Annotated in this window: 15 protein-coding genes and 1 pseudogene; 11 read left to right on the plus strand and 5 right to left on the minus strand. The window is 59.6% G+C overall.

Annotation, left to right across the window (positions count from 1 at the left end; translation table 11 throughout):
* Positions 1-214 precede the first annotated feature (214 nt).
* Positions 215-1,711: a malate dehydrogenase (quinone) gene (mqo, locus tag ABRP93_RS00500; RefSeq protein ID WP_023022865.1), complete on the plus strand. Its 1,497-nt coding sequence runs from the start codon at positions 215-217 to the stop codon at positions 1,709-1,711.
* 107 nt (positions 1,712-1,818) lie between these two features.
* On the opposite strand, the gene ABRP93_RS00505 is transcribed toward mqo, so the two are convergent.
* Positions 1,819-3,174, minus strand: coding sequence for a protein adenylyltransferase SelO (locus ABRP93_RS00505; protein WP_349886459.1), 1,356 nt, complete (start codon positions 3,172-3,174; stop codon positions 1,819-1,821).
* A gap of 1 nt (position 3,175) precedes the next feature.
* Positions 3,176-4,000: a PhzF family phenazine biosynthesis protein gene (locus ABRP93_RS00510; protein WP_023022860.1), complete on the minus strand. Its 825-nt coding sequence runs from the start codon at positions 3,998-4,000 to the stop codon at positions 3,176-3,178.
* Between the two features lie 66 nt (positions 4,001-4,066).
* Between ABRP93_RS00510 and ABRP93_RS00515 the strand changes: the two genes are divergently transcribed.
* The 4 genes from ABRP93_RS00515 to ABRP93_RS00530 are packed head-to-tail and all read left to right on the plus strand — an operon-like array spanning position 4,067 to position 7,718.
* Positions 4,067-5,248 carry a sensor histidine kinase gene (locus tag ABRP93_RS00515; RefSeq protein ID WP_023022858.1) on the plus strand — a complete coding sequence of 394 codons (1,182 nt, stop codon included), beginning with the start codon at positions 4,067-4,069 and terminating at the stop codon, positions 5,246-5,248.
* On the plus strand, positions 5,241-5,993 hold the full coding sequence (locus ABRP93_RS00520) for a response regulator (protein WP_349886461.1): 753 nt from the start codon (positions 5,241-5,243) through the stop codon (positions 5,991-5,993). Before ABRP93_RS00515 ends, ABRP93_RS00520 begins: the two co-directional genes overlap by 8 nt.
* Positions 5,994-6,052: 59 nt before the next feature.
* A complete protein-coding gene (locus ABRP93_RS00525; protein WP_284630974.1) occupies positions 6,053-6,952 on the plus strand; it encodes an ABC transporter ATP-binding protein in 900 nt (299 codons plus the stop codon).
* A gap of 28 nt (positions 6,953-6,980) precedes the next feature.
* A complete protein-coding gene (locus ABRP93_RS00530; protein WP_023022852.1) occupies positions 6,981-7,718 on the plus strand; it encodes an ABC transporter permease in 738 nt (245 codons plus the stop codon).
* 22 nt (positions 7,719-7,740) lie between these two features.
* Here ABRP93_RS00530 and yaaA read toward each other — a convergent pair.
* Positions 7,741-8,464 (minus strand): annotated as a pseudogene (gene yaaA / locus ABRP93_RS00535) (peroxide stress protein YaaA).
* Positions 8,465-8,494: 30 nt separating this feature from the next.
* Here yaaA and ABRP93_RS00540 point away from each other — a divergent pair.
* Positions 8,495-10,264: a proline--tRNA ligase gene (locus tag ABRP93_RS00540; protein ID WP_034659203.1), complete on the plus strand. Its 1,770-nt coding sequence runs from the start codon at positions 8,495-8,497 to the stop codon at positions 10,262-10,264.
* 60 nt (positions 10,265-10,324) lie between these two features.
* The gene (locus tag ABRP93_RS00545) at positions 10,325-10,687 is read left to right on the plus strand and encodes a DoxX family protein (RefSeq protein ID WP_349862839.1); all 363 of its coding nucleotides are present in this window, start codon (positions 10,325-10,327) and stop codon (positions 10,685-10,687) included.
* Between the two features lie 123 nt (positions 10,688-10,810).
* Here the strand turns inward: ABRP93_RS00545 and ABRP93_RS00550 are convergent, their stop codons facing one another.
* Positions 10,811-11,140, minus strand: coding sequence for a transglycosylase family protein (locus ABRP93_RS00550; RefSeq protein ID WP_023022843.1), 330 nt, complete (start codon positions 11,138-11,140; stop codon positions 10,811-10,813).
* A gap of 181 nt (positions 11,141-11,321) precedes the next feature.
* Positions 11,322-12,170 (minus strand): DUF4439 domain-containing protein, encoded by an 849-nt coding sequence (locus ABRP93_RS00555; RefSeq protein WP_349862841.1) that lies wholly within the window; start codon positions 12,168-12,170, stop codon positions 11,322-11,324.
* Between the two features lie 38 nt (positions 12,171-12,208).
* Between ABRP93_RS00555 and rimP the strand changes: the two genes are divergently transcribed.
* The 4 genes from rimP to infB all read left to right on the plus strand — a co-directional run bounded on the left by rimP (position 12,209) and on the right by infB (position 17,192).
* The gene (gene rimP, locus ABRP93_RS00560; protein WP_349886462.1) at positions 12,209-12,748 is read left to right on the plus strand and encodes a ribosome maturation factor RimP; all 540 of its coding nucleotides are present in this window, start codon (positions 12,209-12,211) and stop codon (positions 12,746-12,748) included.
* A 23-nt stretch (positions 12,749-12,771) separates the two neighbouring features.
* Positions 12,772-13,788 carry a transcription termination factor NusA gene (gene nusA, locus ABRP93_RS00565; RefSeq protein WP_023022837.1) on the plus strand — a complete coding sequence of 339 codons (1,017 nt, stop codon included), beginning with the start codon at positions 12,772-12,774 and terminating at the stop codon, positions 13,786-13,788.
* A gap of 84 nt (positions 13,789-13,872) precedes the next feature.
* Positions 13,873-14,235 (plus strand): YlxR family protein, encoded by a 363-nt coding sequence (locus tag ABRP93_RS00570; RefSeq protein WP_023022835.1) that lies wholly within the window; start codon positions 13,873-13,875, stop codon positions 14,233-14,235.
* A 107-nt stretch (positions 14,236-14,342) separates the two neighbouring features.
* Positions 14,343-17,192, plus strand: a complete 2,850-nt coding sequence (gene infB, locus ABRP93_RS00575) for a translation initiation factor IF-2 (protein WP_349886464.1) — start codon at positions 14,343-14,345, stop codon at positions 17,190-17,192.
* The last annotated feature ends 198 nt before the right edge of the window (positions 17,193-17,390 follow it).

The following is a 17,390-nucleotide window of genomic DNA, read 5'->3' on the forward strand; positions in this document are numbered from 1 at the left end:
GAAGTGTATTACACGACGTCCTATATTGTGGTGACCAGGGTGGGGGAGAAAAACCAATCGAGAAAAGAAAAGCGTAAGGTAAGGCGTTAATGCGTGACACATCGGCAGGTTGTCTGTGCAAAACAGTCGCGGTGTGGGGCGCAAAGCGCTTAAAATATATGGTGCAGAATGCGCCGATGTATATAAATTTTCAATTCGAAGAGGTTATAACACAGTGTCCTCAGCAAAGAAGACAGCACAAGTTGTAGATGAGGTTGATGTCGCACTGGTCGGTGCCGGCATCATGAGCGCCACCTTGGGCGCTATGCTCCGCGAGCTGGAGCCGAGCTGGACCCAGATGATCTTTGAGCGCCTTGATGGCCCCGCCCTGGAATCCTCCTCCCCATGGAATAACGCCGGTACCGGTCACTCCGCTCTGTGCGAGCTCAACTACACGCCAGAGAAGAACGGCCGCATCGATATCTCTAAGGCGATTGCAACTAACGAGAAGTTCCAGAAGTCACGCCAGTTCTGGTCCCACCAGCTCAACAATGGCATCCTGACTGAACCCAGCGAGTTCATCAACCCAGTCCCGCACGTGTCCTTCGCGCAAGGTGAAATCCAGGCGGACTACTTGAAGCGCCGCTACGAGGTGCTGAGTGAAAAGCACATGTTCCCCGGCATGCAGTTCTCTGATGATGAATCCACCTTTGCGGAGAAGCTGCCGCTCATGGCAGAGGGCCGCGACTTTTCCAATAAGGTCGCTATCTCTTGGACCGAAGTTGGCACCGACGTGAACTTCGGCGCCCTGGCCAAGCAGTTCCTGACCGCGGCGCGCGCATCTGGCACGGAGATCCGTTACGGCCACGAGGTCTTCGATATCGACCGCGACGGAAATGACTGGAAGGTTTATTCCAAGAATAAGCACACCGGCGATATCACCGTGGTGAAGGCGAAGTTCGTCTTCGTCGGTGCCGGCGGCTACGCCCTGGACTTGCTCCGCAAGGCAAAGGTGAAGGAAGTCGCAGGCTACGCCGGATTCCCCATTTCCGGTCTGTGGTTGCGTGCCAAGAACCCGGAGCTCATTGAGCAGCATCAAGCCAAGGTTTACGGTAAGGCTGCGGTGGGTGCTCCTCCGATGTCCGTGCCGCACTTGGATACTCGCGTTATCGACGGCGAGAAGGGCCTGCTCTTTGGCCCGTACGGCGGCTGGAGCCCGAAGTTCTTGAAGAAGGGTTCCTACCTGGATCTCTTCAAGTCCATCCGCCCGGATAACATCACCTCCTACCTGGGCGTTGCCGTGCAGGAATTCGGCCTGACAAAGTACCTCATTGATGAGGTGCGCAAGGACTTCTCTGACCGCGTTGATTCCCTCCGCGAATACGTTCCGAATGCGAAGGAAAGCGACTGGGAGACCGTGATTGCCGGCCAGCGCGTACAGGTCATCAAGCCTGCAGGTGCACCGCGTTTCGGTTCCCTCGAGTTTGGTACCGCATTGGTCAATAACCAGGAAGGCAATATTGCCGGTCTGCTCGGTGCCTCTCCGGGTGCTTCCATTGCCCCAGCCGTCATGCTGGAGCTGCTGGAGCGTTGCTTTGGCGAGCGCATGATTGACTGGAGCGATAAGATTCGCGAGATGGTCCCGTCCTATGGCATGAAGCTAGCCAATGATGAGGACTTCTACAACGAGATGTGGGAATACACCCAGAAGACGCTGAAGCTGGAGCGCTAAAACGCCTTCGGCTTGAGGCTAAGTCCTCGGCCGCAAGCCCTCCGCGCAGAACGTATTGCGCGGAGGGCTTTGTGCTGCGCACCCCCTGAATTCGGGGTACCAGAAAATTAGGTACCGCAGTAGGTGAGAAAACCTGCAAGCCCATTCGGGTCGGGCTGTTCGTAGGGCGGATGCGGCTCCCACGGGTGGGTCACGGCGTGGAGGAGCTCAGTAAAGGGCTTAATATCGCCAGCCTCGGCGGCGCGCAGCGCGGCTTCGACGGCCATGTTGCGGGAAATAACCCGGGGCATGGCAGCATCCACGGCATCCGGGGCGGGGTGAGTGGCTAGGTAGCTATCCAGGAAGTCCGTACCTGTGAAGAGCTCTTGGGCAGGAAGGGTGTGGCCGCGGGCGGCATCGGCAAGCGCACGGTGCGCCAACGTGATATCCGGGCGAGATAGCTGCATCGCCGTAAGGTAGGCTGAGGCGACCTCGGTGGTGGTATCGAGGGCCGCGGCTATATCGCTGCGGCGTTGGGTGGCGAATTTCGCCTGGAACCCATTGATGGCCTCTTGCGCGAAGTCGACCCCGGCATTGATATCGGCATCGAAAAGCGGCACCAGCGATTCCGCGAGCCGGGCAAGGTTCCAGCCCAGGATGGCTGGTTGATTGCCAAAGGCATAGCGTCCCTGCTGGTCAATGCTGGAAAATACCGTATCGGGAGAGTAGGACTCCATAAAGGCACAAGGGCCATAATCAATGGTTTCGCCGGAGATGGTGGTGTTATCCGTATTCATCACCCCGTGGATAAAACCCAAGCGCATCCACGAAGACACGGTGGCTATCTGGCGGTCCATCACCCCCTGGAAGAATTTCCGGTAATCTGCCCCAGGATAGTGGCGCGCGATGGCGTAGTCCGCGAGATCCCGGAGGTGGCCGGACTGAGCAGCATAGTGAAAAGTACCGACCCGGATATGGCTGGCCGCCACGCGGACCAGGACGCCCGCCGGCTGCACATGGCCGCGCTGGATGGGCCGGCCGGTAGAAATCACGGCGAGGGAACGCGTGGTGGGCACGCCGAGAGCATGCATGGCCTCAGAAATCAGGTATTCGCGCAGCATGGACGAGAGGGTGCCGCGGCCATCAGCACCCAGGCGGGAATAGGGGGTTAGCCCCGTGCCCTTGGCGCGGAGATCCCACAGTGTGCCGTCTTTTTCCACCTCGCCCAAGAGCATGGCCCGGCCATCGCCCATCTGCGGGTTGAAGGAGCCGAATTGGAAACCGGAATAAGCCATGGCATGCCCGCCGCCGCGGCCCAAGAGGAAATCCAGGCCGTCTGCAGAGCGCAGCCAGTCCGTATCGAGGCCCAGCTGTCGGGCCAGCTCCTCATTGAGGACTACGAGCTTAGGATCCGGTTGTTGCTCGCCCTGCGTTGCCGCCACTAAGTCCGGCAGGTGCTTTGCATAGTCGTGGTGTAGGTTCATTTTAGACCTCCAATTGTCCTTGCACGCGGATGTGGATGCGGCCGCCAACCCAGATATCGGCGCCGTCATCGTGGATAAAGACCTCACCGTCTCTTCCCAGCTGGCTGCCCTGGCGGGCGGTGTAGCGGGTAGGGACCAACCCGCGCGAGCGCATGAATTGTGCGGCACCGCCGTTGAAGGAACCGGTGACCGGATCCTCGAATTCTGCGGTAAACGCGCGCACTTCATAAGCAGCGGAATCAGTACCCGCGCCGCTATTACACGTGCCCACCACGCCCACCTTGGGGCGGGTTGCGGCGGGCTGAACCGCGCGCACGGCCGCCGCATCGCGCAGCTGTATAAGCCGCCAACCGGGCCCATTATCCACCCAAGCGGAATCGATGACATCTGCTTCTGCGATATTCAATCCCGCGCAAGCCTCTGCAAGTTCGGCACTGCTCAGCGGCCCGCTCGCACGCAGGGGAGGTGTGGCAAAAGAATAAATTACTGCGCTTTCGCGCACGGAGACCATTCCCACCCCGCATTCCTGCACTATGGTGCCCTCCTTCTGCGGTTCATTGCCGAGCGCCCGCCAGACGGCGGCGCTACCCAAGGTGGGGTGGCCGGCGAAATCAAATTCTTCGTGCGGGGTAAAAATGCGCACGCGATAGTCCGCCGCGGGATCGGTGGGCTCGAGCAAGAACGTAGTTTCAGAAAAATTGGTCCAGTGCGCGATGGCTTGCATCTGCTGCGTCGAGAGCCCATCGGCATGGGCCACGACGGCGAGCGGGTTACCGGAAAACGCCGAGGTGGCAAAGACATCGACTTCAAAGAACTGGAGCTGCATGCCCGCCAGTCTAGTCAGCCCGGGGGATGACGCCGGCTGGTTAGTTTCTGCGCTAGCCTTGCCCTTATGTCTAAGCTTTGGCCGGATCGTGTGCGCGACTGGATTGGCCCGCCGTGGCGAATCATCATTCCCGTGTTCTTTGGCGTACTTTTGCCCAATGCCGCGAACTTTTTACACACCGATTCGCCCTTCCAGGCCATCGTCGCGGTCTTGTACACCGTCGGCATCCCGCTGGCGCTGTGGCTGCATCCCAAGCTGCAAGAAAAGTCCATTTTCTTCGTTGCCGGCACCATGACGCTGTGCATTTTCACGCCCTTGGCCTCCCTGGCAAACTTTCACGCCCCGATTTTTGCCTACACGGCATTTCTCATCGGCACGCACTCGCGCAAGCGCTTGCGCTATATCTGGCTTGCCTGGATTGCCCTCGGCTCCTTGGCCGGAACGACCGCAAGCCTATTTGGGGAAAAGTTCTTCGCGGGTAGCGACATCGGCCTGGGCGATGCGACCATGAGCCCGCTGCTTGCCTATGCCGGCACGGTCCTGCTCGGCTGGCCGGTCTTGGGCTTTTTCTACCTGCTCGGCACCAATAATCGGAAGCGCCGGGAGGGCCAACAGCTGCTCATCGAGCGCGCGGAGATGGCCGGTGCCGTCGAGCGCAACCGCATCGCCCGCGAGATGCATGACATCGTCGCCCACAACCTCGCTGGCGTCATTGCGCTTGCCGATGGCGCCCGGTTCGCCGCCGCCAAAGATCCCACCGTAGCAACGGAGGCGCTCGATACCATCGCCTCTTCTTCCCGCGAATCCTTAAAACAGATGCGCAGCCTGCTATCCGTCTTGCGCGAAGAAGACGCGCGCGGGGAAACCAAGGCCCCAGGCACCTCAGACATTGCCGGACTGTTCTCGGAAGCCCGGCGCGCGGGCTTTGATATCACCGTCTACGGCATGGAAAAGCTACCTACCGATAGCGATGAGCTCTATCAATTCACCATCTACCGCATCGTGCAGGAGATGCTGACGAATATGCTCAAATACTCCAGCCAAAATAGGGGAACCCTGCGCTTTCGCAGCGATAAGTCGGCGCTTACTATCGAAGGGCACAACCCCATGGCACAGCCTGACGAGGACCACAGCCCAGGCTATGGGCTCATCGGGATGAAAGAGCGCGTAAAGGCCTATGGTGGCAGTGTGTCCACCAAGACCGAGGATGGAACGTTTGCAATCACCGTGGAGGTACCGCATGTCTAATCCGGGGCAGGAACCTGAGCCCATTCGCATTGCGCTTGTCGATGACCAACCGCTCCTGCGCGCCGGGTTCGCCATGCTGATCGGCTCGCAGGAGGATATGAGCGTGGTCTGGCAGGCCTCCGATGGCGATGAGGTACTGAGCCTTGCGCGGCAAGAGCCCGTCGATATCATCCTCATGGACGTGCAGATGGCGCGGGTCAACGGCATTGCGGCCACGGAGGAAGTTCTCCCGGAATGTCCCGATACCAAGGTCATCATGCTGACCACCTTTGATGACCAAAACTTTGTCCACGGTGCAATCTCTGCCGGGGCTTCTGGATTCTTGCTCAAAGACGTCGAACCCGAGGAGCTGCTCTCAGCCATTCGCACCGTGCACTCAGGCGAGGCCGTGCTCTCACCGCGCATTACCGCTCAGGTGCTCCAACAAGTCCGCAGCGAGGATAGCGGGGAGGAGCACCCGGCTTCGCATACCGCCGCGGACGCACAGTCCGGCTCTGATCCCGCAACGACCCCGCCTTCAGCGGAGCTTACCCCGCGCGAAATGGATATTTTAAGGCTTATGGCATTGGGGTATTCCAATACCGAAATATCCGAAGAGGAATTTGTCTCCATGGCAACGGTCAAGACCCACGTGCGCCACGTGCTGACCAAGACCGGGTCCCGCGACCGCGTCCAAGCCGTGCTGTATGCCTATACCCATGAGGTGGTCACCGTAGAGGAGCTGCTTTCTCATCCCCAGGGATGAACGATTAAATCCGCCTCGAGGATGGTTACTTCGCGCCGGGAAAGCGCCAGGATAAAACCATGCTCACAGTCACACAGCTTTCCAAGAAATACGGTTCCTTTACAGCAGTAGACAACCTCTCCTTCGAGGTTCCCGATGGCCAGGTCACCGGGTTCCTTGGACCCAATGGTTCCGGCAAATCCACCACGATGCGCATGTGCGTCGGTCTAGAAAATCCCACTTCCGGCACCGCCACTTTCGATGGCACCCCATTTCGCGAACTACCCGATCCCGCCTCCACGGTGGGAACCCTGCTCGATGCCAACTGGTTCCACCCCGGCCGCAGCGCTCGCGCGCACCTGGGCTATATGGCGGCGCTGCAGGGGGTATCGATGGATCACGTCGATGACACCCTGGAGCGCGTCGGGCTCGGAAAGGTGGCGAAAAAGCGCATCGGGGGCTATTCGCTTGGCATGAAGCAGCGCCTGGGCCTCGCCTGCGCCATGGTCGGACAGCCCAAGCATCTGCTACTCGATGAGCCCGTCAACGGCCTCGACCCTGAAGGCGTGCACTGGATGCGCGACCGCATCCGCGAATTCGCCGCCGGGGGATGCGCCGTGCTGGTGTCTTCCCACCTGCTCTCAGAAATGCAGCTCACGGCGGACCGCCTAGTGGTCATCGGCAAGGGCAAGCTCGTCGGCGAAGGCACAGTAGAAGAATTCGTCAATGCCTCCGGTGCTACCACCGTGGAGGTCGTGGTGGACCAGCCAGAAAAGCTGGCCCGGCTGCTGCACGATTCGCAGGCGGAGACCTCCTTTGATGGGGAGGTTCTGCGCATTACCGGCTTAGACCGCGACGAGGTCGGCCAATTGTGCTTTGACCACCGCATCCGCATCAGCAGCCTTGAGGTCAAGCACCCCTCCTTGGAAGACGCCTTCCTCGGCGCTACCGCAGACCACCTGGATTACCGCTCCGCATAACTCGCTTAAGAAAGGCAGATGACGAGCCATGAATACCATCGTTTCCGAATCCCGCAAGATATTTTCCCTGCGCTCTACGTGGGTCTACCTCGCAATCATCACCGTTGGGCTGACGGCCGCCAACGTGCTGATGGGAGCTATCCGCAATGACGACAGCGCCCTCCAATCTTCCGACGTGGCCATTGGTGCCATCTTTGCCGTCGTCATCATGATCTTTTCCTCGGCCACGTTGGTCGGCGGCGATCTACAAAAAGGCACCGTAGCCTGGAGCTACCTATCCACCAATCGGCGCTTGCAGGTGCTCTCGAGCCAAATACTCGTGATCACCGTAGCTAACGTGGCGGCCGCAGCCTTGGCCGGTATCCTTGGAATGCTGCTCAACAGCGCGCTCGGCGGATCTTATGACTTCTCCAGCTTCGTACACTACCCAGATAACGCAGTATTCCTCTTCACCTTTGTGGAATACATCGTCTACACCCTGCTGGCCACAGGCCTAGCATATATCCTGCGCAGCGGTACTTTTGCGGCGATGCTGCTCATTATCGAATACTTCGTCATCGAAAGCGTGCTGACCTCGATGGACATGGGCTGGGCCAAATTCATCCTGCAGATTTTGCCCGATGCCAACCTGCGCACCTTCTTCCAAGGCCAAGACACCTTCGGGCTCATGGCCCCGCAGTGGGTATCCGGTGTCATCGTACTGGCCATGGTGGTAGCTGTCCTCGGCGGGGCCGCAGCCGTCCAGCGCCGCCGCGCCGTGGTCTAAGCTCCTAGCAGGCACTCACACCCTACGGGGATACGATGAGTGTAAGCTCCTGCGAGCCGTGCGGTGGTTCCTCCACCGTCATGCCAGCAGCGCGCGCGATCGCGGCGACATCGGCGGCGCTGAAGGCATCGGCAGGCGAAAGCGCCAGTTCCCGGGCCAATAGGCCCTTATAGTGCTTATTAAAGTGGCTGACCACCTTGCGCGAGCCATCCGGCTGCACGCTTTCTACCCGCACCGTCACGGCCGAAGGCAGCCTACCCAGCTGCTGGTAGGTGCCCGAGCGCAGATCCACAACCAGCTCATCGATGTTTTCTAACGCCTGCGTTACCTGCTTGCCCCAATAAGACTTCATCGTGCGACCGCCCAGCTTGGAACCGCCCGATAAGCGGTAATGCGGGATAGGGTCGCCCGCGCGCAGGAGCCCGAAGAGGGCATCGCCAATAGCAAGGCGCCGCCAAGAAGGAAGGGTGGATGCCGAAAGGGCATCAAACAGCACCCCTGTATAACGCTGCACCGCCGGCATGGTGGGGGGTGGTATAAAGCTGGCTATTCGATTCGGCCTCACCGCGCAGCTTCTCCGAGAGCTTAAGCACGACCATTGCCTCATCTATAGGAAGAGACTGCAGCTCAGCGGCGATTTCGCGCCGCGTATCGCTTAGCTCTGGAAAAGATAGGTTGGCAAAATCAAGCGGCTTTCCTGTGCCGCCATGAGCCTTGGTTTCTGAAGGAGGGAGGACAATGAGCATATAGATAGGGTAGCGATGTATATTTTGACCATGATTACCCGCCTTTCTGAACTATTTCTCCGCACCCTTCGTGAGGACCCAGCCGATGCCGAGGTCCCTAGCCACAAGCTGTTGGTGCGTGCCGGCTACGTGCGCCGCGTCGCGCCGGGCATTTATACCTGGTTGCCGTTGGGGCTGCGTACCCTGCGCAAGATTGAAGACGTAGTACGCCAAGAAATGGACGCCATTGGCGGGCAAGAGATGCTTTTCCCGGCGCTATTGCCGCGCGAGCCCTATGAAAAGACCAACCGATGGGTGGAATATGGTCCCAATCTATTCCGGCTGCAGGACCGCAAGAATGCGGACCTGCTGCTTGGGCCCACGCACGAGGAAATGTTTGCCAATGCCGTAAAAGACATGTACTCCTCATACAAGGATTTCCCGGTCACCTTGTATCAAATTCAGACGAAGTATCGCGATGAGGAACGCCCCCGCGCCGGGGTGCTGCGCGGGCGCGAGTTCGTGATGAAGGACTCCTACTCCTTCGATATGAACGATGAGGGCCTCGATTCCTCCTACGCCCGCCACCGCAAGGCGTATCAAAATGTTTTTGACCGCTTGGAAATCGATTACGCCATTTGTAAGGCCACTTCTGGGGCGATGGGCGGCTCCGCCTCCGAGGAGTTCTTGGCGCTATCTGAGGCGGGCGAAGACCTCTTTGTCCGCTCCACCGAGGGCGATTATGCGGCCAATGTAGAGGCAGTCGTGACCCAAGCGCCCCCAGAAAAGGACATTGCGGGTCAGCCCGCAGCAAAGGAATATCGGACCCCGGATGCCGCCACCATTGAAGCGCTTGTGCACTGGGCTAAGGCCGAGGACATTGCGGTTGATGGCCATGAGGTTCGGGCTGCGGATATCCTCAAGTGCGTCATGGTGGAGGTAACCTACCCGGCGTTAGAGGATTCTGAAGAGAAGAAGGAACTGGCGGCCGTGCTGATCCCGGGCGACCGCGAACTGGATACCAAGCGCCTTGAAGCGGCCTTGGAACCGGCAGAGTTCACCTTGGCAAGCGATAAGATTTATGCGCAATACGATTTCTTGGAGCAGGGCTTTGTGGGCCCGCGCGCGCTGAATTCCAATGGGGTGAAGGTCTTTGCCGATCCCCGCGTGGTCAAAGGTTCTTCCTGGATCACGGGCGCGGATGCGCAAAACTGCTACGTCGTGGGTTGCGTGGCCGGCCGCGATTTCCACGTCGATGAGTTTGTGGAAGCGGCCGAGGTCAAAGAGGGTGATCCCGCACCAGATAACCAGGGCACCTTGGCTTTGCAGCGTGGCATCGAGTTGGGCCACATCTTCCAGCTGGGCCGGAAGTACACCGAGGCCTTCGACGTGCAAATTCTCGATGAAAACGGCAAGCGGGCCATCCCTACGATGGGCTCTTACGGCATCGGCATCTCCCGTATGCTTGCCGTGCTGGCAGAGCAACGCCACGATGAGAAGGGCCTGAATTGGCCGGTTGCAGTGGCGCCGTACCAGGTGCACGTGGCGGTGGCGAATAAGGACGCAGCGGCCATGGAGGCCGGCGATAAGTTGGTAGAAGAGCTGTCCCAGGCGGGCCTTGAGGTGCTTTTCGATGACCGCCCGAAGGTTTCCCCAGGCGTGAAGTTCAAGGATGCAGAGCTGCTCGGCATGCCGTTTGTGGCCATCGTGGGACGCGCCTTCAAAGACGGCATCATCGAGCTGCGCATCCGCGGGCAGGAAACCCTGGAAGTTCCGGCGGATGACATCGTGGATAAACTCCTCGAGTTGGTGCGGGCCTAGCTTAAAGCACCGCCTCAAGGCCCCGTGCCAATAAGTAGTGGCAGGGTAGCGTGGGGAAGCATGAGACTAAATAAAAAGGTGCTTCCCACGGCTCTTATCACCATGGGAGCCCTGCATTTCCTGCGCGCGAAAACCTTCGAATCCATCGTGCCACCGCAGCTGCCGGGCTCGCCGCGGTTGTATAACTTTGCCTCCGGCGCCTGGGAAATAGCTACGGGCTTTTTGCTCACCGATCGCGCCACCCGCGAATCCGGTGGCGCGTCAGCCGCGGCGCTATTTCTTGCCGTGTGGCCGGCGAATATGTACCACGCCTGGATCGAACGCGATGCGGGAAAGCCGAAAAAGCTTTATCACATCATCCGTCTACCGCTGCAGATTCCGTTGATTCGCTACGCATGGAAGATTGCGCAGGGTAGGGCATAAAACCCAAAAAGAACCGACCCCCAATTTTCCACGGTAAATACCATGAAGAAACGCGGGAAGTCGGTTGCTTGCGCGATGCTGCGTTAGCGGCGGCATCACGCGACCGCTGCGGGCGGAAGCGTATTAGCCAGCCACGGGGCCGCCGCAATTAGGCCATGCGCCAGCTCCCTGGTTTGCAAGAACGTTTTCAGCGATTTCAATCTGCTGTTGCTTGGTGGCTTGGTCAGCGGTAGCCGCGTACTGGGTGCCGCCGCTACCAGCCCAGGTTTGCTGCGAGAACTGCAGCCCGCCGTGGTAGCCATTGCCGGTGTTGATGTGCCAGTCACCGCCGGACTCGCACGCGGCGACTTGGTCCCACGCGTTTTCTGGGGCGGCGTTGGCGGCTGGTGCGGCAATGCCGGCGATGCCCAACGTAGCTGCGGCCATAGTGAGCAAGGTCTTCTTAGTACGCATTGAGAAAGCACTCCTTCTCATTGTGTTGTAGGGCTTGTGGAATCTCCAGCAAGCACGTAGTCCACCAAATTACGTATGGTTTGGAGGCATTAGCAATGAAATGCGGCCTATAACTCGCTGATTTTTCGCTGACCGCCGGACAGTGAATATTCAGGTAGGCGCGGCGGGGCAAAACCGGGAGCTATGCGGCCTGGGCTTCGGCGGCGATGCCGATTAACCAGTTCAGCCACTCCTGGTTTGGGCTTTCTTGTTGTGCGGCGGCCACCGCGGCCGCGTGCCACTTGTCTGCGTCTTGTTCAACCAACGTATCGAGGAAGGCTGCAGCGGAGTCCGCATCGCTGGGAAGCGTGGTTGCGCCGGAGGAATAGGCAGGCTCTGGCTGGGGAACCTTGCCGTTATGGCCAAGTGCTTCTTGCAGTTGGTCGATGCGGCGGTGATGGACTCTTAAGAGCTTATCGATGCGCTCTTCGGCAGCAGGAGCGCTATAAGCCCGCGCGAAATCCAGGCCAAAGACCAGCTCGTATTCCCACTGCAACAAATCAGCGGCGCTATCGCGAAGGGGCTGGGAGAGCGCGGGAATATCGGGGGCATCGCCAGGCAGCCAGGCATTAAGCGTGATGGCTTGTTGGGTGACTATGGGCCGAGATTCAGAACTGACTTCATCGGCGGCTTCCGTGGTGGCAGAGGCGGCTTCTTCTAGCACCTGGGAAGAATCTGTGGCCGGTGGTGCCTGCGTGGGCCGTTCCACCTCACAGCTGTGTGGGACGTTACCTTGGTCATCGGTGCCGCAGAGGCGCGCAATCTCCTTATACAGTGCATCAGCCTGGGAGCTGCGCATATCCGCGGCCGCATCATCAACCCCTTGAAGGGCGAGGCCATCGCTCGCGGCAGCCACGGCTAGGCGCTCGAGCGCGTCTTCTGGGCGCGGGCCAAAATAGTCGACGACGGAGTCGACTGCGGAACAGCCCGCGAGGGCGGGCAGGGCGGCAGTCGAGGCTACACAGGTTAAAGCAATACGTCGGCGGTTCACCCAAAAGACTGTACCTTGAAGGACGTAGGCTAGTGGGCATGGCTTTCCCAGATGCACAACAATTAACTGATTTGCTCCAACCTCGCTTAGAAGCCCGCGGGCTGGACGTGGAGGATATTAAAACCACCAAGGCGGGAAAGAAATCACAGGTCATCATCCGTATCGATGGCGATATGCGTCCCAGCTCGGATGTATTGGAGGAAGTCTCCGACGATATTTCAGCCTTCTTTGATGAAAAAGAGGCGGCGGGTGAGCTGAATTTCGGTGCCGGATATACCTTGGAGGTCTCTACCCCCGGTGTGGATTTGCCGCTCACCGCACCGCGCCACTGGCGCCGCAATAAGGGGCGGAAGGTGACGTTTAACCGCGGCGACGACAAGAGCCACACCGCGCGTATCGGCGCGCTTAATGCGGCCGTAGATGCCGTTGTCCTTATTACTTCCCAGAAAAACGAGGTGCATACAGAAGTGGAGCGATTGGAAAACATTGCCCACGCAGTGGTAGAAATTGAGTTTGCACAGCCATCACAAAGTGAGCTAGACGCCGTGCACCAGCCATTTGCAGAAGCCGAGAGCTAACCGGCGATCGAGAGGATAGACAAGTGAATATTGATCTTGAGGCACTTCGCACCATCGAATCCGAACGGCAGGTCCCCGTCAATGACCTGTTGGAGTCGATTGCAAGTGCCTTGTTGTATTCCTACCTGGATTACCGCGAATCCACCGCGGAGGGCAAGGCCGAAGGCGCCAAGTCCCGGGTAGACATCGATACCACCACCGGTGCCGTCAGCGTCATCGTTACCGAGCGAGACCCCGAAACCGGGGAAGTTACCAGTGAGTACGATGACACCCCGGATAACTTTGGCCGCGTGGGCGCACGCGCCGTGCGCGAAGCCATCTTGCGCAAGCTGCGCGAGGCTGAAGCCGAGCGCACTTTTGATTCCTATTCGGAGCTTAGCGGGCGCGTTGTCAGTGGCATCGTCCAGCGCGATGCGCGTGCCAATGCCCGCGGCATCGTTGTAGTCCAGCTCGGTTCCGAACTGGAATCGCAAGACGGAATCTTGCTTCCCGCAGAACAAATCCCCGGGGAAAAGCTGCAGCACGGTGACCGCATCAAGGCCTATGTGGTGGGGGTCAATCGCAATGGCGCCAATGTGCAGATCAATTTGTCAAGGACCCACCCAGAGCTGGTGCGCGGGCTTTTTGAACTGGAAGTTCCGGAAGTTGCGGATGGCAGCGTGGAAATGATCGCCATCGCCCGCGAAGCCGGGCACCGCTCGAAGGTCGCCGTTATTGGTCACGCTAAGGGCTTGAACGCCAAGGGCGCGTGCATCGGCCCGCGCGGGCAGCGCGTGAATAACATCATGCGCCAGCTCGGTGGGGAAAAGATCGACATCATTGATTACAGCGAGGATCCCACCGTGTATGTGGGCAATGCATTGGCGCCCTCCAAGGTGATTAAGGTGACCGTGCTCGATAGCGAAGAGCAAGTGGCGCGAGTCATCGTCCCTGACTACCAGCTGTCCCTTGCCATTGGTAAGGAAGGCCAGAACGCGCGCCTAGCCGCCCGTTTGACTGGGTGGAAGATCGATATTCATTCAGACGCGGACGCGAATTAAGGAAATGCGGATAAATAGCGTAGGCTAGTAAACGGCCCAGATGCAGAAAGGGACATGCAGACGCAGCGAAAGTTAAGGAGTTCGATGTCGCAGACTCAACGGCTTCGTACTTGCATCGCTACGCGTCGCCGCATGCCCGATACGGAGCTGCTGCGAGTGGTCATTGATGCCAATGACCCTCAAGGCAGCCGTGCGGTGGCGGATCCATTCCGGCGGCTTCCAGGCCGTGGCGCATGGATTAGCCCCACGCTTTCTGCACTCGAGCTAGCTGAGCGCAAACATGCTTTTAAGCGCGCGCTCCGCACGTCCGCATCCGTGGACACAGGTCAGGTACGTAGGTACTTGGAAGCACAGTGCGAAAATGTACAGGGCGAAAAAGTACCGTGTGCGGAACAAGCTGCACAAGATTCGTACACACCAGAGTTAAAAAGGAAGACCGAACACTGATGAGCGCACAACGATGAAGCATCAGCGATGAAAGTCCAGAACGTTTAACTAGGAGTCAGGCCAGTTTTTCGCGGCCTTGGCTCCTAGGCGATACCAAGAGGAGACAAGTGCCCGGAAAGCTACGTGTTCACGAGTTGGCAAAACAGCTCGGAGTAACCAGCAAGGAACTGCTCGCCACCCTGAAGGAACAAGGCGAGTTCGTGAAGACCGCATCCTCGACCATCGAACCACCGGTGGTCAAAAAGATGCGTGCTCACTATGAAGCACAGTCCGGTGGCGATGCCACCGAAGCTAAGGCTGAGAAGACTGCCAAGCCCGCTAAGCCCGGACAAGGCAGCGCCAAGAAGCAGGCATCGCCTGCGCCAAAGCCAGGCGCTGGCGCACAGGGTGGGGCGAAATCCAAATCCGCTGCGCCTAAGCCCGGCGCACCGAAGCCATCCGACGCTGCACCGAAGCCAGGCGCAGGGGCCGCTAAGGCTGCCCCCAAGCCTGGCCAGGCAGCACCAAAGCCGGGCGCTGCCGCTGGAAAGCCGGCACCGAAGCCTGGCCAGGGTGCACCGAAGCCAGGTCAGAACGCAGGCCAAGGCGATGCCAAGAAGTCGGGCGAGCGTCCGAACCCAGGCAACGCCATGCCGCGTCCGATGCCTAAGCCCGGCGGATCCCGCCGTGTGGCCAATAACCCATTTTCCACGGGTGGCGGCGACAACCGCCCAGGCCCACGCCCGGGTGGCTCCAAGGGCCAGCGCGGCGGCAACCGTCCCGGCGATAACCGCGGTGGAAAGCGCGGCGGCCGCAATGAGGGCGGCGCTAACCGTCAGGGCCAGGATCAGAACCAAGGCCAGGGTGGCGGCGGTGGACGTCGTCCGTCGCCAGCCATGATGCCTTCGCATCCGAACCCTGCCTCGATGCCGTCCAAGGCACCGAGCGGTGGCGGACGCGGCGGCCGCGGTCGCGGCGGCCGCGGCGGACCTGGTGGTCCAGGTGGCCCAGGCGGCGGTCGTCCCGGCGGTTTCCGCGGTGGACGCGGTGGGCGTCGTGGCGGTACCGCTGGTGCATTCGGCCGTCCAGGTGGCGCACCACGCAAGGGCAAGAAGTCGAAGCGGCAAAAGCGCCATGAGTTTGAAGAGCAGCAGAAGCACGTTGTAGGCGGCGTCCGCTTGCCAGATGGCAAGGGACAGACCGTCCGTCTGCGCCGCGGCGCTTCGCTGTCTGACTTCGCGGAGAAGATCGGTGCCGATCCAGCAGCATTGGTGCAGGCACTGTTCAACCTTGGTGAAATGGTCACCGCAACCGCATCCGTATCGGAAGATACGCTGCAGCTGCTCGGTGACGAGATCAACTACAAGGTAGAAGTCGTCTCCCCAGAAGACGAGGATCGCGAGCTGCTCGAGTCCTTCGACCTGCAATTCGGTGAGGACGAAGGTGGCGAAGAGGCCCTCGAACACCGCCCTCCAGTCGTCTCCGTCATGGGTCACGTTGACCACGGTAAGACCCGCCTGTTGGATACCATCCGTAAGACCAATGAGGCAGCCGGCGAGGCCGGCGGTATTACCCAGGGAATCGGTGCTTACCAGACCACGGTTGACGTGGATGGCGAGCGCACCATCACCTTCCTGGATACCCCTGGCCACGAGGCCTTTACCGCCATGCGTGCCCGCGGTGCGAAGTCCACCGACTTGGCCATCTTGGTCGTTGCCGCCGATGACGGCGTCATGCCACAGACGGTTGAGGCCATCAACCACGCCAAGGCTGCCGATATCCCGGTGGTCGTGGCCGTGAACAAGGTGGATAAGCCGGAAGCGCAGCCGGAAAAGATCCGTGGCCAGCTCACGGAGTACGGCTTGGTGCCAGAAGAGTACGGCGGCGACACGATGTTCGTGGACATCTCTGCTAAGCAGGGCCAGAACATTGACCAGCTGCTGGAGTCTGTCATCCTGACTGCCGATGCCGCCCTCGAGCTCACGGCCAACCCAGAGATGGATGCCCAGGGTGTGGCCATCGAGGCCCACTTGGACCGCGGTCGCGGCCCGGTGGCTACGGTCATCGTCCAGCGCGGTACGCTGCACGTCGGCGATTCCATCGTGGTAGGTGATGCGCATGGTCGCGTGCGCCGCATGCTCGATGAGTTTGGCGAGGACGTCAAGGAAGCCGGTCCTTCCCGCCCGGTACAGGTGCAAGGCCTGTCCGGCGTTCCAGGTGCCGGCGATAACTTGCTCGTGGTCGACGATGACCGCGTGGCCCGCCAGATTGCCAACCAGCGCGATGCTCGTAAGCGTTCTGCTTTGCAGGCAAAGCAGCGCAAGCGCGTGTCCCTGGAGGATCTGGACAAGGTATTGCAGGAGACTTCGACCCTCAACCTCATCCTCAAGGGCGACAATGCCGGCTCCGTCGAGGCGCTGGAAGATGCCCTGTTGGATATCAAGACCGAGGACGAAGTCGAGCTCAACATCATCGACCGCGGTGTTGGTGCCGTAACGGAGACCAATATTTCCTTGGCCGCCGCTTCCGATGCCGTCATCATTGCCTTCAACGTTCGCGCGGAAGGCAAGGCTACGGAGATCGCCACCCAAGAGGGTGTGGATATCCGTTACTACACGGTTATCTACAAGGCCATCGAGGAAGTCGAGGCCGCTCTCAAGGGTATGCTCAAGCCGATTTACGAGGAACGCGACACCGGTGCGGCCGAAATCCGCGCCCTGTTCAAATCCTCCTCGGTGGGTACCATCGCAGGCTGTATGGTCACCGATGGCAAGGTTGTCCGCAACGGCAAGGTTCGCTTGCTCCGCGATAACAACGTGGTTACTGCCGATGCCAAGATCGAGTCCCTGCGTCACGAAAAGGACGACGCTACTGAGATCAAGGCCGGCTATGAGTGCGGTATGGTGCTGTCCTACCCGGATATCCAGGTAGGCGATATCATCCAGGCTTATGAGGAAGTCGAGGTACCGCGCGACTAGTCGCTGCTAGTTTCGGCCCGCTGTGCGTGCCCACCTCAAGGTTCTTTCTCCACGGAGGGAGATCGCGAGGTGCGGCAGGTAGAGCGGGCCGTTTCGCGTTTTCACATGTGAGGTTTTCAAGCGGTTTCCATTGGGTGCGGTGAGTAACTAAACTGGTGGTTTCTGATACCGCGACACGGTAATTTAGGAATAAATTTT

It is taken from the genome of Corynebacterium sp. KPL2850 (assembly GCF_040225855.1).
GTDB lineage: Bacteria > Actinomycetota > Actinomycetes > Mycobacteriales > Mycobacteriaceae > Corynebacterium.

Coding starts and splice junctions, on each gene's coding strand:
- ABRP93_RS00505 (WP_349886459.1), bottom strand. CDS start 3,174: ATGAACCTACACCACGACTATGCAAAGCACCTGCCGGACTTAGTGGCG.
- ABRP93_RS00510 (WP_023022860.1), bottom strand. CDS start 4,000: ATGCAGCTCCAGTTCTTTGAAGTCGATGTCTTTGCCACCTCGGCGTTT.
- ABRP93_RS00515 (WP_023022858.1), top strand. CDS start 4,067: ATGTCTAAGCTTTGGCCGGATCGTGTGCGCGACTGGATTGGCCCGCCG.
- ABRP93_RS00520 (WP_349886461.1), top strand. CDS start 5,241: ATGTCTAATCCGGGGCAGGAACCTGAGCCCATTCGCATTGCGCTTGTC.
- ABRP93_RS00525 (WP_284630974.1), top strand. CDS start 6,053: ATGCTCACAGTCACACAGCTTTCCAAGAAATACGGTTCCTTTACAGCA.
- ABRP93_RS00530 (WP_023022852.1), top strand. CDS start 6,981: ATGAATACCATCGTTTCCGAATCCCGCAAGATATTTTCCCTGCGCTCT.
- ABRP93_RS00540 (WP_034659203.1), top strand. CDS start 8,495: ATGATTACCCGCCTTTCTGAACTATTTCTCCGCACCCTTCGTGAGGAC.
- ABRP93_RS00545 (WP_349862839.1), top strand. CDS start 10,325: ATGAGACTAAATAAAAAGGTGCTTCCCACGGCTCTTATCACCATGGGA.
- ABRP93_RS00550 (WP_023022843.1), bottom strand. CDS start 11,140: ATGCGTACTAAGAAGACCTTGCTCACTATGGCCGCAGCTACGTTGGGC.
- rimP (WP_349886462.1), top strand. CDS start 12,209: ATGGCTTTCCCAGATGCACAACAATTAACTGATTTGCTCCAACCTCGC.
- ABRP93_RS00570 (WP_023022835.1), top strand. CDS start 13,873: ATGTCGCAGACTCAACGGCTTCGTACTTGCATCGCTACGCGTCGCCGC.